This window comes from Rhizobium sp. PvP014 (genome assembly GCF_017876855.1).
Lineage (GTDB): Bacteria > Pseudomonadota > Alphaproteobacteria > Rhizobiales > Rhizobiaceae > Neorhizobium > Neorhizobium soli.
This window is the reverse complement of record NZ_JAGIOT010000001.1, coordinates 924,633-942,857: the sequence shown is the minus strand read 5'-3', so window position 1 is coordinate 942,857 and position 18,225 is coordinate 924,633. Positions and strand designations below refer to the sequence as shown.

General features: G+C 59.2%; 15 protein-coding genes and 1 pseudogene. 11 read left to right on the top strand and 5 right to left on the bottom strand.

Features of this window, described 5'->3' with window-relative positions; all coding sequences use genetic code 11:
* Nucleotides 1-134 precede the first annotated feature (134 nt).
* Nucleotides 135-1,421 (bottom strand): extracellular solute-binding protein, encoded by a 1,287-nt coding sequence (locus J3A65_RS04225; RefSeq protein ID WP_245341472.1) that lies wholly within the window; start codon nucleotides 1,419-1,421, stop codon nucleotides 135-137.
* A 316-nt stretch (nucleotides 1,422-1,737) separates the two neighbouring features.
* Here J3A65_RS04225 and J3A65_RS04220 point away from each other — a divergent pair, with 316 nt between their 5' ends.
* The gene (locus J3A65_RS04220) at nucleotides 1,738-2,760 is read left to right on the top strand and encodes a LacI family DNA-binding transcriptional regulator (RefSeq protein WP_174197833.1); all 1,023 of its coding nucleotides are present in this window, start codon (nucleotides 1,738-1,740) and stop codon (nucleotides 2,758-2,760) included.
* 188 nt (nucleotides 2,761-2,948) lie between these two features.
* A pseudogene (locus J3A65_RS23300) lies at nucleotides 2,949-3,139 on the top strand (ribokinase); the annotation flags it as partial.
* A gap of 880 nt (nucleotides 3,140-4,019) precedes the next feature.
* Here the strand turns inward: J3A65_RS23300 and J3A65_RS04205 are convergent.
* A complete protein-coding gene (locus J3A65_RS04205; RefSeq protein WP_209899687.1) occupies nucleotides 4,020-4,670 on the bottom strand; it encodes a DUF2461 family protein in 651 nt (216 codons plus the stop codon).
* Nucleotides 4,671-4,891: 221 nt separating this feature from the next.
* Here J3A65_RS04205 and J3A65_RS04200 point away from each other — a divergent pair, with 221 nt between their 5' ends.
* From J3A65_RS04200 to J3A65_RS04155, 9 genes are all read left to right on the top strand, one after another.
* The gene (locus J3A65_RS04200) at nucleotides 4,892-5,053 is read left to right on the top strand and encodes a DUF2256 domain-containing protein (protein WP_082471754.1); all 162 of its coding nucleotides are present in this window, start codon (nucleotides 4,892-4,894) and stop codon (nucleotides 5,051-5,053) included.
* 440 nt (nucleotides 5,054-5,493) lie between these two features.
* A complete protein-coding gene (locus tag J3A65_RS04195) occupies nucleotides 5,494-6,570 on the top strand; it encodes a LacI family DNA-binding transcriptional regulator (RefSeq protein ID WP_209899684.1) in 1,077 nt (358 codons plus the stop codon).
* Between the two features lie 65 nt (nucleotides 6,571-6,635).
* Nucleotides 6,636-7,922, top strand: coding sequence for an extracellular solute-binding protein (locus J3A65_RS04190; RefSeq protein ID WP_209899682.1), 1,287 nt, complete (start codon nucleotides 6,636-6,638; stop codon nucleotides 7,920-7,922).
* A 78-nt stretch (nucleotides 7,923-8,000) separates the two neighbouring features.
* Nucleotides 8,001-8,909 carry a sugar ABC transporter permease gene (locus tag J3A65_RS04185; protein WP_199864866.1) on the top strand — a complete coding sequence of 303 codons (909 nt, stop codon included), beginning with the start codon at nucleotides 8,001-8,003 and terminating at the stop codon, nucleotides 8,907-8,909.
* Between the two features lie 12 nt (nucleotides 8,910-8,921).
* On the top strand, nucleotides 8,922-9,764 hold the full coding sequence (locus J3A65_RS04180) for a carbohydrate ABC transporter permease (RefSeq protein WP_092662762.1): 843 nt from the start codon (nucleotides 8,922-8,924) through the stop codon (nucleotides 9,762-9,764).
* Between the two features lie 58 nt (nucleotides 9,765-9,822).
* On the top strand, nucleotides 9,823-11,148 hold the full coding sequence (locus J3A65_RS04175; RefSeq protein ID WP_062577716.1) for an alpha-glucosidase/alpha-galactosidase: 1,326 nt from the start codon (nucleotides 9,823-9,825) through the stop codon (nucleotides 11,146-11,148).
* 63 nt (nucleotides 11,149-11,211) lie between these two features.
* Entirely contained in the window at nucleotides 11,212-12,264 is a 1,053-nt protein-coding gene (ugpC, locus tag J3A65_RS04170; RefSeq protein WP_192078336.1) for a sn-glycerol-3-phosphate ABC transporter ATP-binding protein UgpC, read from the top strand.
* Nucleotides 12,265-13,096: 832 nt separating this feature from the next.
* Complete coding sequence (locus J3A65_RS04160; RefSeq protein WP_113166327.1) at nucleotides 13,097-14,125, top strand: four-carbon acid sugar kinase family protein; 1,029 nt, start codon at nucleotides 13,097-13,099, stop codon at nucleotides 14,123-14,125.
* A gap of 2 nt (nucleotides 14,126-14,127) precedes the next feature.
* The gene (locus tag J3A65_RS04155; RefSeq protein WP_209899679.1) at nucleotides 14,128-14,832 is read left to right on the top strand and encodes a FadR/GntR family transcriptional regulator; all 705 of its coding nucleotides are present in this window, start codon (nucleotides 14,128-14,130) and stop codon (nucleotides 14,830-14,832) included.
* Nucleotides 14,833-14,925: 93 nt separating this feature from the next.
* Here the strand turns inward: J3A65_RS04155 and J3A65_RS04150 are convergent, their stop codons facing one another.
* From J3A65_RS04150 to J3A65_RS04140, 3 genes are read right to left on the bottom strand one after another with little or no spacing between them, the layout of a single operon-like run.
* Nucleotides 14,926-16,047 (bottom strand): iron-containing alcohol dehydrogenase, encoded by a 1,122-nt coding sequence (locus J3A65_RS04150; RefSeq protein ID WP_113166328.1) that lies wholly within the window; start codon nucleotides 16,045-16,047, stop codon nucleotides 14,926-14,928.
* Entirely contained in the window at nucleotides 16,044-17,003 is a 960-nt protein-coding gene (pdxA, locus tag J3A65_RS04145; protein ID WP_062459984.1) for a 4-hydroxythreonine-4-phosphate dehydrogenase PdxA, read from the bottom strand. The genes J3A65_RS04150 and pdxA overlap by 4 nt, the downstream gene beginning before the upstream one ends.
* Complete coding sequence (locus tag J3A65_RS04140; RefSeq protein WP_209899676.1) at nucleotides 17,000-18,196, bottom strand: exo-alpha-sialidase; 1,197 nt, start codon at nucleotides 18,194-18,196, stop codon at nucleotides 17,000-17,002. The genes pdxA and J3A65_RS04140 overlap by 4 nt, the downstream gene beginning before the upstream one ends.
* Between the last annotated feature and the right edge of the window lie 29 nt (nucleotides 18,197-18,225).

The following is an 18,225-nucleotide window of genomic DNA, read 5'->3' as shown; positions in this document are numbered from 1 at the left end:
GGTTGTGCTGGCAGGCTGGGTTTCTAAAGACGTGCAGGCGGCAACGCTTGGCTTTGGCTCTCCCCCGGCGTTGCCGGGGGAAAGATCAGAGACACTGCCCCCGGATCAGGGCCGGGAGGCAGGCTCTTCTTGTGTCAGAGCTTGCCTTCGTCCTCGAACGTTTCCGTCCAGTCGGCAATCAACCCGTCCAGCGCTTCCTTCGCGGTGCCATTGCCAGCGACGACATAGTCGTGGAACCGCTTCTGCGATGCCTGCAGCAGCGTCGCATAGGACGGCTCGGCCCAGAAGTCCTTCACGATCGCCATGCTGTCGAGGAAGGTCTGCGCATAGGGCTGGCTCTTGGCAAAATTCGGGTCTTCGACCACGGCGCGAAGGCACGAGAAGCCGCCCATGGACCACCATTTGTCCTGCACGTCCTTCTGGGCGAACCATTTGATGTAGCCCAGTGCGCCGGCCATGTTGTCGGTGTTGGCGACGACCGAAATGCCCTGGCCGCCGAGCTGGGCGAACTTCCCGCCACCGGGGCCTGCGGGATTGACGAGATAGCCGGTCTTTCCGCCGCCGACATTCGGATCAGCCTCGAACCCCGGCCAGGTGAAGGCGAAGTTCATCTGCATGGCGACCTGGCCCGACTTGTAGGCGTCGATGCCTTCCCCCATGTACGTGTTGGACGTGCCCGGTGCGACGCAGCAGTCATAGAGCGACTTGTAGAATTCGAGGCCCTTCACGGCGCCTTCGGAATCGACGAAGCCTTTCATGTCGTAGGGCTTTTCCGGATTTTCGTACTTGAAGCCATAGCTGTAGAGCACGTCCATCACGCCCATCGTGATGCCTTCAGAGCCACGTTCGGTATAGATCGAGGCGCCGTAGACGGTCTTGCCATCGATCTTGCGGCCCTGGAAGAATTCGGCGACCTGCTTCAGTTCGTCGAAGGTTGCGGGCGGCGTCAGGTCGCGACCGAACTTTTCCTTGAAGGCGGTCTTAATTTCGGGCCGCTCGAACCAGTCCTTGCGGTAGGTCCAGCCGACCACGTCCCCGAAGGCTGGCAGCGACCAGTAGTTCGGGGTGTTCTTCGGCCATTCGGAATAACCCGTGACGGTTGCCGGAACGAAGGCATCCATCTTGATGCCTTCCTTGTCGAAGAACTCGTTGAGCTTCACATACCAACCGTTCTCGGCGGCGCCGCCGATCCACTGGCTGTCGCCGATCATCAGATCGCAGAGCTTTCCGCCCGAGTTGAGTTCGTTGAGCATGCGGTCGGCGAAGTTCGGCCACGGGACGAACTCGAATTTCATCTTGATGCCGGACGACGCCTCGAAGCCCTTGCTGAGTTCGACGAGTGCGTTTGCCGGGTCCCATGCGGCCCAGCAGAGCGTCAGTTCCTTTTCGTCGGCATGCGCCATCATAGTGCCGAAACCCATCGAACAGGCGACCGTTCCGGCAGCAAGCAGACCTTTCACGTAAAGCGATTTCATCATGTCATCCTCCCAGCGCCGTCCGGTCTCCTGCGGATGGCGAAACGCCCTTGCGGGCCAAATGCCGGCTCCGGACCCTAATCTCTGGCCGGCCTCCTCCAGCGGAACGGGGTGTAATGGATGCCTCTCCCGAACCCAGATGGAGGCTAATTGATGTGCGCACCTCAAAGCAAGTGATTTTTGAGGTGCGCACATCAATTCTTGCGTTTGCTGATGTTTTGAAGGAAAAGCTCTGGAAGGCGGAAATCATTGGGAAGTCGTCATGCGTCCAACAGCGAAGGATCTGGCCGAGGCTGCAGGCGTCAGCCTTGCAACGGTCGATCGTGTCTTGAACGAACGACCGAATGTGAGCCCGAAGGCCGCCCGGCTGGTCAATGACGCAATCGAGCGGATCGGCTTCGTTCGAAATCCGGCGGCTGTCAGCCTTGCCCGCAACAAGGTGTACCGCTTTCTCTTCCTGCTTCCGGCAAGCGGCGATCTATACCTCAAGGAGCTCCTGCGGCACGTTGAAGAGCTGACCGATGCGCTCAAGGGCGACCTCACCGAGATTGCCTACCGCCAGATCGGGATCGACGATGCGCACGGCGTGGCAAAGCTCCTCTCCAGCCTCGACAAGGAGGAGGTCGACGGCGTGGCCGTCATGGCGCCTGAATCGCCTCAGGTGCGTGACGCCATGGCGCGGCTTCTCCAGCGCAACATCAAGGTGGTGCAATTCCTGTCCGGGCAGGAAAAGCTGCCAGAGGCTGATTTCGTTGGTATCGACAACTTTGCGGCGGGTGCGACCGCGGGCAAGCTGATGGGTATGCTTGCGGGTCCCCAACCGGGAAAGGTCATGGTGATCGCGGAAACCATGCAGTCGCTCGACAGCATCCAGCGCCGCCTTGGCTTCGACCACGTGATCAACAGTGCCTTTCCGCATCTGACCTGTCTGCCGTCCATTGAAACCCACGCCGACGAGGCACGTAGCCAGCAGGTGATGGCCCGCGTGTTGGCCGGCAATCGCGACGTTTCCGGAATCTATGTGCTGAGCGCAGAGGCTCGCGTACCGATCCTGGCTGCTGCCGGAAACGTCGATCTCGGCGGCATTGCCGTGGTTGTCCACGAACGAACGCCCTTCACCGAACAGGCGCTTCGGGACGACCGTATCGATGCCGTGATCGCACAGGATCCGGGCCATGCGGTGCGCAGTGCAATTCGCATCATGCGCGCCCGCTCGGATGCTCGCGAGCCGCTCGCCGCACAGGAAAAGATCCGCATCGAAATTCTACTCAAGGAAAACCTTTGAGCCATATGAAGGGCGGCGCGCGCGATTGGTCAGAGGCTTTGATTTGGCCGGATGCGGAGCAAATAAACGAGCGTTTACATTTTTTTGCGCCTGGCGGCGGGACTTCGGCGACCGGTGATGTGCAATAGGCAATTTTGGGAAAATCCAGAAAAGACTATGGCGGCCGTCGCCTCCAGACGGAAAGACAAATTTCTAAGACCGCACCCAGCCCCGCTGTCGTCGTTTTCGGCAGTCTGCATTACGACATCATCGTCAAATGTCCGGTCCGGCACGGCCGCGCAAAGGCGAAACAGTCACCGGCTCCGCCTGGAACCCGGCATGTTGCGGCAAGGGCGGCAACCGAGCGGTTTCCGCAGCCAAGGCCGGCGTGCGCTCGGCAACCCCGTATTCGGACAACGTCGAGATCTGCAGCGGCGTCCCGGTCATGATGCCTGCGACGCGGACGCGGGTTTTCGCCTCAAGTCCGATCAGCAATACCATCTATGACGCCTTCAGGTTCGTCACCACTGTTGCTATCGAGCAGTGGCTCAAGTATCCCAAGCTGACAATCAATGGCGCCTCCAAAGCCTCTGCGATGACGGGGTGGCGCATCGGTTAGATCTTGAGTAACGATCCGCTGCGTTTCCCGGCAACTGAGACAGCGTCAAAAGCCGCCGCATGGTTGAACGGTTTTCCATATCGCTTTGCCTGAACGAAGTAGCTCTCTCGCTTATTCAAAACGGAGCCGTCCAGCGCAACACCACCGCTGTAAGACATATTGCGCAGAGATGGTCTTGCCTGATGCTTTGCTGAGACAATGTAACTGTCAAATGACCCGCGAGACAGTTCAGTTAAATGGGGACGAGCCATGCGAGCGAATGCGGAATCGACCATTTTAAGTTTTGTCGTCAGTCGACCTGATGGGACGACGTGCCCGAGCGAAGTTGCGCGCAGCCTTGCAAATGATCACAACGCTCCGCTTGAGTGGCGTGACTACATGCCAGCCGTCCATGAAGCGGTTGATGCCTTGATTGCGCGACGAGAGATCACCCTTTCCTGGAAATCTGTCGTAATGGGGGAGAGAGCCGGTCCCTACCGTATAAGTGCTCGCAAGCAAAATCTCTAATGCCGAGACGTCTGCGGCCACCTTTTTAGCGTCCTAAACAATCTCAATGACAGGAAACCGATCAAGCACATCCCGACCGTGCTGATAGTCGCGAGCCTACTTTTTCATCTCTATAAGCTTCGGGTCAGTAAGTTTGCGCGTAAGAGCCTTCCGGTTATCGAGACTCGGGGAGCTTAGTCGTTGCCCGATTGATGTAATCGACCAGCGCGCGGGCAGCGGCGAATGATTTTACTATTTCCTCGACAAGATTGGAGGACACGAGCATCTCGTCAGAAACGTTGCGACAGGCTCCGAAGTTTTTGAGATTGAAAAAGTCGAGCGCGTCGTGATTTCTGACGTACCCGCTGGCGCTCAAATCATGACCGCCCGTCAGACCATTTGGGAAATATGTCCGAAATAATGGACCCTCGACGATCCCTCTCCATTTGCCGGTGTGGCTTGCGATTGTTTGCCGCAAAATGCGGGCAAGCCGTGGCGGGGGTAGCAGCGCTCCGCCTCCGCTGTATGAGCTGTGCGGAGAGATTTGCATGTAATATGTCGCGGCTGCGTTCTTCGAAGGCGAAACTCGCAACGTGATGCAGCAGGTGCCTTTCGAGATAGACGCGGCACTCAAACATTTGCGGGGATCTCGGTTGGCCTCATCTACGCGCTCGTCGATCGACCCTGTGCTATTAGCTAACGCTAGGGTGAATTCAATTAAGTCGCGGCGCGCGCAATCAAGTCTAGCTCGGTTGTCGTCGAGCCACTCGGCGCCGTGATTACTGGAGGCTTCCTCTAGAAATTCAAAAGTCGATCGGTTGATCATCCACTGTCTCAAACATGGCAAACCCGCCTGTCATAGGGCAGGCGGAACGTAAAGTGAACAGAAATAGCTCGAGCGGACATGAAAAGAGGTTGAAGTCGGGTGCTTCCAATCGCTGAGCGCTTCCCCAGATAGGGTAGGGCTCGTGGAATTGCCACTTCGGTAACTGAGCGGCGAGTGGTTCGTTCGCATTTCGTAAACACGTTGAATAGGAGAGGATCCATATGGCGAGAATGGTCAAGAAAGCGGATCTGCCGATAAAAACGTGTGCGACATGCGGAAAACCTTTTGCATGGAGGCTGAAGTGGGCCAAGAACTGGAGCGACGTGAAGTACTGTTCTGAACGCTGCCGCCGCTCTAAGCTCAAGCCATTACCCACGTCATGATCACGTTGCTAGCACAATAAATCGTGCAAGACCCGTCGAACGGTGGGTGTGTTGGCGCACGAGCGTATCGCGCCCTCGCAGAAACCTGAACGTGGCCGCAGCAACGGAGGCGAGGAACGTTTGCTCGTCGATCCTCCCAGCTGCAAGTGACCCTACCATATAGCTCTCGATTTGAAGGAGCCACTTACTGGGGACGGGCTTTTTCAAGATCATGCAAAGCCATTGGGTCCGGAGCCTCCTCAGCATCCCGCTGTAGGCGAGACCGTGAAGCGGATCTCCCATACGCTGAAGGCAACAAAAGCTACCTCCGACGGTCACCTATTCCCTTCCAGAAAGGACGCGACGATGCGATTGTTTTCGCCTCCATGTGCGGGCTTGACAGTCCGTAGCTCGAGCTAATACGTATTAGCTAATACGATTTAGCAAGTGTAGGGTCCGCGATGAACCGCAAGTCCACGGGTGAACATTCGGCCGCCGCTGCACCGACAAGCGCTGATGTCGCACGCCTCGCGGGTGTCTCCCAAGCGACCATTTCCCTCGTGCTCAATGGCCGGGATAGTGCCGTGCGCATTTCTCCGGAGACACGGGAACGCGTGATGTCCGCCGCTGCCCAGTTGGGCTACACGCCCAATCATGCCGCCAGAAGCCTGCGGCAGCGCAGCACCAAGATCATCACTTTCATTCTGCCGACCTTGGAGAATCCGTACTTCCTAGAGATCGCGAGTGCGGCGCAAGCGGAAGCCAGTTTGCGCGGATATTCGGTCACGATCATTTCGTCCCGCAACGAACTGAGCGAGTTTCACACTGCGCTCTTGTTGCAAGGGGCGGCTTACGACGGGATCATCGTCGCAGGACACAATAACTGCGCTGCTCCGGAACTACCTGCTCTCGTAAAGCGCGGTGTCGGCGTTGTCGTGCTGCAGGAGCCTAGCCCCGCACCGGGAATTCAAAGCGTCCGCGTCGATCTTGAGAGAGGTGGATATATCGCCACCCGCCACCTCATTTCGCTTGGACATCGGCGCATCGCACACTTTACACAGGCGTTGCGAAGTTCGCATGGCGGACACGACCGTATCGATGGCTATCTGCATGCGCTTTCCGAGGCTGGTCTGCCATTCGATGAAGATCTCGTTGTGATGACCGAGAATTCGCTGTCAGGCGGCGTCCTCGCCCTTGACCGCATCCTGGCGCTTGACGTCCCGCCGACGGCTCTCTTCGCCTATAACGACCGGCTCGCGATCGGCGCTTTGCATGGATTGCGCAAGCGCGGGCTGAGGGTGCCGGATGATTTCGCCGTCGTCGGTTTCGATGGCATTGCCTTCGGTGGCTTTACTGCCCCGACGTTGACAACAGTCGACAGCTCCCGGGAGGAGCTCGGGAAGCTGGCAATGCAAGCGGTCATAGATGCAATCGATAGGAAGGAAGGGCGGCAGGATCATCTGCTGCCCGTTAGGCTACTTGTGCGCGAATCGTGCGGTGGAACGGAGGTCGATTCGGAGGGAATGCCGCACAACTGAAAACATGCCTTCCCGGCATGTGTGTCGAGGGAGGCGTTGGAAATTGACACTCATGGGAGGAAGACATGACGCAATTTATCAATCGACGTACCATTTTGAAGACCGGCGCGGGTCTCGGCGCGGGGCTTGTGACCGGCGCGCTCGGCATGCCGGCGCTTGCACAGGAAAAACAGCTGACATTTGCCGTCTGGGGCGGCGATTCAGAAGTTGCTGGCTACAGGAACGTGATCGCCAAATTTGAAAGCGCCAATCCCGGCGTCAAGGTCAAGCTTGATGTGATGCCGTTCGCGCAATTCTACCAGCAGGTCGATACGCGCCTTGCGGGCCGCCAGGCGCCCGACCTCTTCCGCGTGACCTATCAGCAGATCGGGCGATACGCGAGCAACAAGGCCGCCATCGACCTTACGCAGTATCTCGAGAAGGACTTCGGCAAGGGCTTCACACCTGCCGTCTGGAGCGCCGTCAACGTCAAGGGCACTCCCTACGCGCTGCCGCATCACACCGATACGTTTGCCCTGTTCTACAACGAGGAACTGCTGGAAAAGGCCAATATCGCGGTACCGTCCAGCCTCGACGAAGCTTGGACATGGGCGGCGTTCATCGACAACGCCAAAAAGCTCAAGACGCAGGGCGGCTCATCCTATCCGTTCGCCATGAGCTGGCAGAACGGCGCCGTGCATCGCTGGATGTTCTATCTCTACCAGCATGGCGGGCGCTTGCTGAGCGAGGACCTGACGGCCTCCCGCATCACCGAGAAGGCCGGCATCGAGACGATTGCATGGACACAGAGCTGGTTCACCGAAGGAATGGTTCCGCCCAGCACCTCGGTCAAGAGCGCCGAGAAGGTGCAGAACCTGTTCGCCAACGGCACGATCGCCATGATGCTGAACGGCAATTGGCAGATTCCCTTCGTCGAGCAGCAGATGAAGGCCAAATGGGGCGTCACCTACCTGCCGCGTGACGTCGCAATGGCCGACGATCTCGGCGGCACCTGCGTCGCGGTTTCCCGCGATAGCAAGACGCCAGAATTGGCCGCCGAGTTTGTCAAATTCCTCGTCAACGAGGAAAACATGCGCAGCTTCGTCAATACGGCCCAGCTTCTGCCGGTGCGCACGTCGATTGTGGACAAGGGGATCGAGTTCTCTCTGCGGCCGAATGAGATGAAGGTCTTCGTAGAGCAGACGAAGACCATTCCCGAACATCTCGTCAGCACGGTCATCCATCCCAACTGGGGCAGGTTCAACCCCAAGATGGCCGACGAGCTCGATCTGGCTTTTACATCCGGCCAGTCTGCGGAGCAGACAGCCGAGAATATCCAAGCCCATATCGAGCGGCTTCTGCTGCGGGCCTGAACGAATCGTTAAACCCCTGAAATCTTATCAAAGCGAATGCAGGTCATGGCCCCCACCTCAATATCCCTTGAGAAGGCAATGAACGAGACTGCCACCAGCCGGTTTTCCGGCTGGTGGGCATCCTTCCGGCCGCGACTGACGCCCTATCTGTTCATCGCGCCCAATCTCGTTCTATTTTCGGTCTTCATCTTCTTTCCGCTTCTCTATGCGGCTTTTATCAGCGTGCACGAATGGTCCCTGATCGATGAACCGTTCTATATCGGCGCGGAAAACTACACTCGCCTCCTGACCGACTACCAGTTCTGGCAGGCGATGAAGAATACCGTCATCTATTCTGTGGCAACCGTGCCGACGAGCCTCGCCATTGGCCTGTTGCTTGCCGTCGGCCTCAACCGTGATCTCTATGCCCGCACGTTCTTGCGCAGCATCTACTTTCTCCCCGTCGTCGTGTCGAGCGTTGCGACGGCGATCATCGCAGCCTGGCTGTTCAACGACCATTACGGCGTCATCAACGCTTTGCTGAAGCTCGTTGGGATCCAGCCGGTCGCCTGGCTTTCGACCACAAGCTGGGCCCTGCCGTCGATCATCATCACGACGCTGTGGACGCGCGTTGGATTCTGTATGGTCGTCTATCTGGCGGCGCTGCAGTCGATTTCGCCGACCTATTACGAGGCCGCGTCAATCGACGGCGCCACCCGCCTTCAGCAGTTTCGCCACGTCACATGGCCGCTCCTGCGTCCCACGACATTCCTGCTGCTCATCCTCAACGTCATCCATTCCTTCCAGGTCTTCGACCTGATCTTCGTGATGACGGGTGGTGGTCCAGGTTTCTCGACGACGATGATCGTCCAATACATCTACCAGTCGGCATTCGCGACATCCGAAATGGGTTATGCGAGCGCCATGGGTATCGTCCTCTTCCTTCTGATCCTCCTGTTCACTCTGCTGCAGTGGCGCGTGAACAAGCGGACCGAAGAATTTGTGTAGGAGACCACGGCCATGATGGTCACCACAACTACTCCGACGAAAAAGCGGCTGGAAACGATCGGTCTTTGGGTTCTCATGGCGTTTGGCGCCGTCATCATGATCTTTCCGATCTACTGGATGTTCGTGACGGCAGTCAGGCCAAAGGATCAGATCTTCATCCCTGACGTCAGCCTAATGCCCACGGGATGGGTCTGGCAGAACTTCGCCGACGCGCTGGCGCATATGCCGTTCCTGCATTGGTTCTGGAACTCGACCGTCATCGCCGTGGTGGCAGTGGCGATCACCGTCACCATCAACCTGCTGTGCGGTTATGCCTTCGCAAAGTTCAGGTTCGCCGGACGCGACGTGCTGTTTCTGGCGGTGCTGAGCGCCCTGATGATACCGGTCCAGGTCATCATCGTCCCGCTTTTCTTCGTCGTGTCCGAGCTTGGGCTGCTTAATTCCTACTGGGGCGTGATCCTGCCGCGTGCTGCCGAAGCTTTCGGCATCTTCATGGTACGCCAGTTCATGGTGTCGATCCCGGACGAGTTGATCGAGGCCGCGCGGCTTGATGGCGCCAGCGAGCTCACGATCTTTCGCAAGATCGTCCTGCCGTTGTCCAAGCCGATTATCGCGGTGCTGATCATCTTCACCTTCATGTGGCGGTGGAACGACTTCGTAATGCCCTTGGTCATGCTCACTGATCAGGAGATGTACACCGTCCAGCTCGGCCTCAACCTGCTCAAGGGCCAGTACAACACCGAATGGACGGACATCATGTCCATCGCGCTTTTGTCCCTAGTGCCGATGCTCGTCATTTTCGTGTTTTTCCAGCGCCAACTGATCCAGGGCATTGCCGGAACGGGCCTCAAGTAAGCCGGCTCACAAGACTTGGTGGCGATGCAAATTTGAATTCTACGTGAAAGGACTACCTATGTTGAAAGTTGCCATGATCGGCGCCGGCAGCGTCGTCTTCGTCAAGAATCTGCTGACCGACATTCTTGATTTCCCGGAACTCCGCGATGTCACCATCACGCTCCACGACATCGACCAGGAGCGGCTGGAGACGGCGGGCATGATGACCCGCTGGACGGCGGCGCAGTTCGACGCGAACCCGGTCATCGAAGAACATCTCGACCGGCGGGCTGCATTGAAGGATGCGGATTTCGTCATCAACATGGTACAGATCGGCATGCACGAGGCGACGCTGCTGGATTTCGAAATCCCGCGCAAATACGGCCTCAAGCAGACCATCGCAGACAGCCTCGGCATCGGCGGCATGTTCCGCGGCCTGCGCACCATTCCGTTCATGCTGGATCTCGTCGCCGACATGCGCGAACTCTGCCCGGACGCGGTCCTGCTCAACTACACCAACCCGATGAGCATCCTGACCCAGGCCGTCTACGAAGCCTATCCGGAGCAGAAGGTGATTGGCCTCTGCCACAACGTGCAGAACACCGCGCATGAGCTCGCATCCTATCTCGACGTCCCGGTCGAAAGCTTGTCCTACGATTGCGCCGGCATCAACCACATGACCTGGTTCCTGAAACTCAAGATCGACGACGAGGATGCCTATCCCCGGCTCTGGGCGGCCATGGAGAATCCGGAAATCTTTGCCAAGGACAAGGTCCGCTTCGAACTGATGCGTTCCTTCGGCCGCTTCATCAGCGAGTCCAGCGAGCACAATGCGGAATACACGCCCTATTTCCTGAAGAGCGAAGCAGATATCGCCGCGTACGACGTTCCAGTTGATGAGTACATCCGTCGTAGCGTTCGCAACCTTGGTCGCTATGCCGAGACCCGCCGCAAGCTCTTGGCGGGAGAGACCTTCCCGCTGGAGCGCTCGCGCGAATACGGTTCGCTGATCATTCATGCGATGGCGACCGGCAAACCGCAGTTGATCTACGGCAACGTCCGCAACGATGGCCTGATCGACAACCTTCCGGACGGATGCTGCGTCGAGGTTCCAGTCGTCGTCGACAAGAGCGGCATGCGCGCCTGCAATGCCGGCTCGTTGCCGCCTGAGCTTGCCGGGTACTGCGCCCCACATGTCTACGTTCAGGACCTGACCGTAAAGGCAGCGCTCAACGGCGATCGTGACCAAGTGCATCGCGCCGCCATGCTCGACCGCCATGCGACAAGCGTGCTGTCAATCAAGGACATCCGCGCCATGGTCGACGAACTGATCGAGGCCCACGGCGATGCGATGCCGGCAGGCATCCGCGGTCGGACCGCCACCACACTGCGCAAATCCGCTTGAGGAGAGGGCGGCGGACGCGATGCCGTGTCGCCGCCACTTCGACTGCAATAATGGGAGTAGATCATGGCTGACGTCAGCATTCGCAATGTCAAGAAATCGTATGGCGCGGTCGCGGCGATCCACGGGATCTCGGTCGACGTCGAGGACGGGGAGTTCGTCACGCTCGTCGGCCCTTCGGGCTGCGGAAAGTCGACTCTGCTGCGCATGATCGCCGGGCTGGAAAGCATCACCGGCGGCGATATCAGCATCGGTGGCCGAGTGGTAAACAATGTGCCGCCGAAAGACCGAGACATTGCCATGGTCTTCCAGAACTATGCGCTGTACCCGCATATGACGGTGGCCGAAAACATGGGTTTTTCACTTCAGCTCAAGGGCCTGCCCAAAGCTGAGATTGCCGAGAAGGTCAAAAAGGCTGCCGAGATCCTTAGCCTCGACAAGCTACTCGAACGCCATCCGCGCCAGCTTTCCGGCGGCCAGCGCCAGCGCGTAGCCATGGGCCGCGCCATCGTTCGGGATCCGCAGGTCTTCCTGTTCGACGAGCCACTCTCCAATCTCGATGCAAAGCTACGCGTGCAGATGCGCACCGAGATTAAGGCGATGCACCAGCGCCTGAAAACCACGACGATTTACGTCACCCATGACCAGATCGAAGCGATGACCATGGCAGACAAGATCGTCGTCATGCATGGTGGCATCATCGAACAGGTCGGCGCACCGCTCGAGCTTTATGACCGGCCGGCCAATTTGTTCGTTGCCGGCTTCATCGGCTCGCCTTCCATGAACGTTCTGGAAGGCCGCATCGAATCCTCCGGTTTCGCCTTCGGCGACCTAACGTTCCCGATCGCCAATGCGCCGTCGGGCTCCTCGGGCCGGCCGGCACGGTATGGCTTCCGTCCCGAGCACTTGATCATGTCCGGCGAGGGTATGCCGATGGAGATTGTCGTCGTCGAGCCGACCGGATCGGAGACCCAGGTTGTCGCGCGGGCGAACAATACTGAAATTACCTGCCTCTTCCGGGATCGTATCACGGCGCGGCCCGGCGAGATCATCCGCGTCATGCCGGATGTTCAAAAGCTGCACCTCTTCGACAACGACGCCGGCTTGCGCCTCAACTAAGGAAAGGATTATCATCAATCAGCATGGCAAAGCCGTCACGGTTCTATGACCGGCCTTCAATCGAAAGAAACTCTGTCCACCGATATGCAACACGATGACCGTCCGATCGTCTCGTTGGCGACGAGCGATCCGGCGGGTATTAGCCCGGAACTGACCGGCGGCCTGCTTAAGCTCGACGGTTTCAAGGAAAGGCCTATATCGCGCCAGATGTCGACGTAACCACCGAGCGCGCGCGATACCTGCAAAGCGCTGGGTGTTTGATAAGTCGACGATGTACCTAGCCGATCCCGGCTATAGTGATGACGCCATCTTCTTGCCAGATGCCCTGTCGTTCAAACTCAAGATGGGCGAGTTCAACGTGCTGAAAATGATTGAAATGCACGCGCCATCTCGCATATCCCGCTGACGGCCGTTGCAAGCTGTCTCTCGGTCGAGCGCATTGTCGGCGAAATCGAGTTGACGCGAGCCTGCCTGAAGGCTGCGGGCATCGACCAGCCTCGGGTCGTGGTCGCCGGATACAATCCGTATGCGAGCGAAAGCCGACAACATTGTCACGGACGCATTCAAGCGCGCTGATCTGGTCGAGAATGGCATGGTTCCCGGAAACACTTTTGGGGACTTTGACGGCTGGTCGTCTCGAATGATGATAACGGATCACGCCGTCGCGATTAGTCGTCGACGACGATGTCATTCATGCCAACCTCTCTGAAATTTAACACTGTTGCCCCAACCGAGCTTAATACCTTACATTTGTCATTTAACTCCATACCCATGTTGACTTGTAAGCGCTTTTCCGTGGTATAAAGCTTACAACATAAGTAGGCGGAGGCGTATGTTAGTCATTCTTGCGGACGACCTGACCGGTGCGCTCGACTCGGCGGCGCCTTTTGCCGGGCGAGGTATTCGCACCGACGTGGCGCTCAACCTTGATGCAATTACGGGGATCATCGCCGATCGCCCCGCTGTGCTGTCCATCAACCTCAACACCCGCGAAACAAGTGCCGGCGAAGCACGTGCCGCCACGGCTGCGACAATCGCCTTGCTGCCGCCGGGAACGCGGCTGTTCAAGAAGGTCGATTCCCGCCTCAAGGGAAATATCGTTGCCGAACTGGACGCCATCCCTTTCACACGTGCCCTCGTTGCGCCTGGGATACCAGAGTTCGGTCGGGTGGTTGCGAACGGATGTGTCACCGGCTTTGGTATCGACGCTCCGATCGTGATCGCCGACAGGCTCGGGGCGCACACAGCTCGTGCCCATATCCCTGACGCTAGCTCAGCCGCCGACATGGACGTTGCGCTCGACGTCGCTGAGAACAACGGGACCGATCTGCTGATCGGCGCTCGCGGTCTTGCAGAAGCGCTCGCCCGTCGCATGACGAACATGGTCGATGCGAAGGCAGCGACCATCCCGTCCGGTCCGATCACATTTGTCATCGGTTCCCGCGATCCGATCACGCTTGCGCAGATCGATGCCCTGCGCAACGGCCACAGCCTGACATATCTGCCTGCGCCGAACGGCCGGCTGGACGCGGAAAGTGGGACAAGACCTGATCTGATGCTGGTGCACGCGACGCCGGGTGAGGAAGAGGTCGATGCGCAGCTTGTGGCGGAAGCTCTGGCTGACGGCGTGCACGAGAACCTTGCCGGTTACGACGGAACGCTGCTTCTCTCCGGTGGAGCGACGGCGGAGGCGGTGCTGCGTCGGCTGGGCCTGTCGAGGCTGCGTCTGCATGGCGAATGCCTGCCGGGTCTTGGTCTTGCTTCGGCACAGGGTCGCTGCATCATTGCAAAATCGGGTGGCTTCGGTCATCCCCATACGTTGAAGCAAATTGCAGACATGGTCCTGCGAAAGGCAGGTTGACGATGGGACTGGAAACGGGAACCGCCCGCAAGGGCCTTGCGGATATCGTGTTCGAGCGGATGCTGCGCGCAATCAAGTCCGGTGCCTACAAGCCCGACGAGCGCCTGCCGACGGAACACGATCTGGCTGCCGAATTCGAGGTGTCCCGACCCGTCATCCGCGAAGCACTGAAACGGCTGCGCGACCAGAGCCTGATCTATTCAAGGCGCGGTGCCGGCAGTTTCGTCCGCTCGGTGGGCTTGCGCAATCCCCTCGGTTTCGGCCAATTGGAAAACGTCGCAGACCTTCTCAACTGTTACGAATTCCGCATGACAATGGAGCCGGCCGCAGCTGCAGCCGCTGCCGCCCGTCACGACGCCGACAGTTTGAAAGCGATCCGCCAGGCACTCGAACTGCTGCGCGATGCCACGAACCGTCAGTCACACCGCGAGGATGCCGACTTTCAGTTCCACCTCGCTATCGCCCGCGCCGCGCAGAACAATTATTTTACCACCGCCATGGAAGCCCTGAAGGATCATATTGCCGTCGGCATGAAATTTCACGGCGCCTCGATCAAGCGGGAAGCGTCCGGCCTGTCGCGCGTGTTTGGCGAACATGAGGCCATTGCAACAGCGATCGCCAACAGCAACGAGGATGATGCGCGCCGTCTGATGTTCGAGCATCTGAAGGGATCGCGGGAGAGGCTCTTTCAGTCGTCGCATCTGTAGGCTCGATCTTGAGGATCGCGAGCGATTTGACTTCGGTATGAGACGCAAAAGGCGGCGCTTGGCGGCACCGCCTTTTTCACTGGAGCGAGGTTCTCAGAAGCTCGCGCGATAGATCGCCAGAACGTCATCCACGCTCATATCGGCCGGGTTGTTGTCCATGAGGCGACGGATGGCATGCGCATCCGCGGCAAAGCGCGGAAGATCGGCTTCGGTCGCGCCATGTTTTGCCAATGACATCTCGATGCCGAGATCAGCACAGAAGCCATAGGCCTGCGCGGACAGGTCGGCCTGCGAGAGATTTTGGCCTAGCCCCAGCGCCTGTGCTACTTCCGCAGTCTTGTCCTTTGCCACTGGCGCGTTGAACGCCAAGACGTGGGGAAACACGATGGCATTGGCCAGTCCATGCGGCAGATGCAGCAGCGTGCCGAGCGGATAGGCGATGGCATGGCCTGCCGCGGTATTGACAGGCCCGAGGCAGATGCCGCCGTAATAGGACGCCAGCATCAGCCCTTCGCGGGCCTCACGATCTGCGCCGTCCTTGACCGCGCGGCCCAAGAACTTGCCGACGAGGTGAATGCCCATGCGCGCAAAACCGTCGATCATCGGATGCGAACGCTTGCTGGTGAAGGCCTCGACGCAATGCGCCATCGCATCGACTCCGGTTGCAGCGGTGACCGCCGGCGGAACCGAGTAGGTGAGTTCCGGGTCTAGCACTGCAAGATCGGCGATCAGGTGAGGGGATTCGACGGCAATCTTCGCGCCCTTTACGGGATCGGTGATCAGCGAGCGTATGCCGGCTTCGGAGCCTGTTCCAGCCGTGGTGGCAACCTGCGCCAGGCGCGTGCTGCGCCCCGCCACTTTGTTGGGTCCTGCGACATCGGACAGGGTCTGCTCGCTATCCCAAAGGGCCGCGACAAGCTTGGCGACGTCCATGACGGAACCGCCGCCGAGGCCGACGACGAGATCCGGCTTTGCGGCGCGCGCTGCCGCCAGTGCGGCATCAAGCGTTTCGATCTCCGGCTCGCCTGGAATGGCGTCGAACAGGGTAACCTTGCCCGGCAGTTTCAACCGGTCGACGAAACCAGCGGTAATCGGTGTTGCGATTACCAGCGCGGAGGAAACCGCTCCAGCCCAGTTGCCGACCTCGCCGACGCTACCGGCGCCGATGACAAGTCGTTTTGGTTGATGCAAGACGATTAATGGAGCGCTGCTCATGTCTGCTCTCCCTTGCCGCCGGCTACCAGCTTGCGGGCATAGGCGATGGCCGACAGCATGTTGCCGTGGTTGGCAATGCCCTTGCCGGCAATGTCGAAGGCTGTGCCGTGGTCGACGGATGTGCGGTCGATCGTAAGATCGACAGAGACGTTTACGGCCGTATCGAAAGCGACGAGCTTGATCGGGATATGGCCCTGATCGTGGTATTGCGCGACGACCAGGTCGAAGCCGCCGGAATAGGCACGGTGGAACACGGTGTCTGCCGAGATCGGGCCGTAGGCGTCGATCCCTTCGGCGCGGGCGGCAGCCACAGCCGGCGCGATCTGGTCGTCATCCTCGGTGCCGAACAGGCCGTTTTCACCGCAATGCGGATTGATACCGGCGACGGCGATGCGCGGACGCTCGTAACCGGTGCGCTTCAGGTGATTGTTGCCGGCCTTGATGGTGGCCAGCACCCGTTCGGTGGTGGCGCGGCGGATCGCTTCCTGCAGCGAGACATGGGTGGAAACGTGGATGACCTTCAGCTTTTCCGAAGCGAGCAGCATATAGGCGGCTGCCGATTTCGTCAGGCTGCGCAGCATACCCGTATGGCCGTCGTAGTGATGGCCGGCAAGGTTGAGCGCTTCCTTGTTGATCGGGGCTGTCACAATGCAGCCGATCACGCCGGCTTCGGAATCGCGCACGGCCTTTTCGATAAAGCGGAATGCCGCATCTCCCGCGACCGGTGAAAGCTGGCCCCAGGGTAGCGGTGCCCCTTCGATCGGCAGGTCAACGACATAGGCCGCAAGATCGATCTCGACGTTCAGCGCCTTGCGGGCGGCTTCCAGTGTCGGCAGGTTTCCATAGATGCGGGTGACGGCCCGATCCGCGTCGCTCATTTCGGCCAGCGCCCGCACCGTGATCTCAGGACCGACGCCGCAGGGGTCACCCATGGTGATGCCGATGATATTGCTCATGCTTGTTCTCCCGCTGCTGAACTGGCCCAGCCTGGCGCCAGACGAACGTATTTGATGGCGCGCCTGTAATAGGTGTAGGCGACATGAAGACTGCCGTCGTTACCCTCAAGCAGCGACGGATAGGACATTTCCTTGTTGTAACCGTCGACCGAATTATTCGACAGGCAGGTGCCGGGACCATCCTCGATGATGATCCGCTGCGTGAAGCTTTTTGCTCCGTCGTCGGAAATGCAGACGGCAACCGGCGCACGGGGCACACCCCAGATCGGCACGCACCCACCATCCGGATTGGCATCCGGTCGGTCGTCGTCTTCACCCAGCTCGTCGTAGAGCGAGGCACGGCGGTCTGCGGACATGTCCGCATTGGTCGGGTTGCAGATCATCGCGATACGGCCATCCTGCAGGCGGGTTGCGGCGATCGATGAATTGTTGTTGGGAACGTCGGTCGCTTCGGGCGCGGACCATGTACGCCCGCCGTCGGCACTCTCGGCACGAAAGACGAAATCGGCCTGCCTGCGGCGGAACACGGCGGCGTATTTGTTGTCTCCGATGGACACCGGGCTCATATGGACGCAGCCGGTCGACTGCTCAAGATCGTCCAGACGCCAGGTTTTGCCGTGATCTTCGGAAATGCCGAGGGCTGCGCGATCATGGCTGCCGTTCCATTTCTGGCCAGGACGCTGGATGCAGCGGAAGATCGGCAAAAGCCAAGCTCCATCGTCGCGAACGGTCAGCGGTGCCCGAACGAAACAGCCGCGCGGCAAATCGAGATAGCGGCCATCGCTGACCGTCAGTTTGGTCGCGTCACCGGCATCGCGATTTACCTCCGCCATGCGGATACGGCATTCGTCCTGATTGCCTGAAGGCTGAGACGTGTGGAACAGGAACAGGCCGCCTTCAGGTGCCGCAAACAGAACCGGGTTCTGTTCGGAATGGGCGGGGTCGAAACTCAACCGCTGCGGCTCGCCCCATTGATCCGAACCCGGCACGAGAACGGAAGCAAAGATCGAGATATCCGACTTGCCTTCCAGCGTGCCGCCGAACCAGGCGCAGATCAGCGCGCCGTCTTCGGCAAGGTGCAGGAATGAGGCGTGGTTCTGGATCATCGGGGAAGCCAGCATGGCCTCGTGTCGTCCATTTCCGACGGCTTTCACCGTGCCGGTCATGACGGTTGCAATCTGTTCAGGCGTCATCGGCGTCTCCTCTTGCCACCGTGAAAATC

Coding starts and splice junctions, on each gene's coding strand:
- J3A65_RS04200 (WP_082471754.1), top strand. CDS start 4,892: ATGGCGAGAATGGTCAAGAAAGCGGATCTGCCGATAAAAACGTGTGCG.
- J3A65_RS04205 (WP_209899687.1), bottom strand. CDS start 4,670: ATGATCAACCGATCGACTTTTGAATTTCTAGAGGAAGCCTCCAGTAAT.
- pdxA (WP_062459984.1), bottom strand. CDS start 17,003: ATGAGCAATATCATCGGCATCACCATGGGTGACCCCTGCGGCGTCGGT.
- J3A65_RS04195 (WP_209899684.1), top strand. CDS start 5,494: ATGAACCGCAAGTCCACGGGTGAACATTCGGCCGCCGCTGCACCGACA.
- J3A65_RS04155 (WP_209899679.1), top strand. CDS start 14,128: ATGGGACTGGAAACGGGAACCGCCCGCAAGGGCCTTGCGGATATCGTG.
- J3A65_RS04185 (WP_199864866.1), top strand. CDS start 8,001: ATGAACGAGACTGCCACCAGCCGGTTTTCCGGCTGGTGGGCATCCTTC.
- J3A65_RS04180 (WP_092662762.1), top strand. CDS start 8,922: ATGATGGTCACCACAACTACTCCGACGAAAAAGCGGCTGGAAACGATC.
- J3A65_RS04150 (WP_113166328.1), bottom strand. CDS start 16,047: ATGAGCAGCGCTCCATTAATCGTCTTGCATCAACCAAAACGACTTGTC.
- J3A65_RS04220 (WP_174197833.1), top strand. CDS start 1,738: ATGCGTCCAACAGCGAAGGATCTGGCCGAGGCTGCAGGCGTCAGCCTT.
- ugpC (WP_192078336.1), top strand. CDS start 11,212: ATGGCTGACGTCAGCATTCGCAATGTCAAGAAATCGTATGGCGCGGTC.
- J3A65_RS04175 (WP_062577716.1), top strand. CDS start 9,823: ATGTTGAAAGTTGCCATGATCGGCGCCGGCAGCGTCGTCTTCGTCAAG.
- J3A65_RS04225 (WP_245341472.1), bottom strand. CDS start 1,421: ATGGGTTTCGGCACTATGATGGCGCATGCCGACGAAAAGGAACTGACG.
- J3A65_RS04140 (WP_209899676.1), bottom strand. CDS start 18,196: ATGACGCCTGAACAGATTGCAACCGTCATGACCGGCACGGTGAAAGCC.
- J3A65_RS04160 (WP_113166327.1), top strand. CDS start 13,097: ATGTTAGTCATTCTTGCGGACGACCTGACCGGTGCGCTCGACTCGGCG.
- J3A65_RS04190 (WP_209899682.1), top strand. CDS start 6,636: ATGACGCAATTTATCAATCGACGTACCATTTTGAAGACCGGCGCGGGT.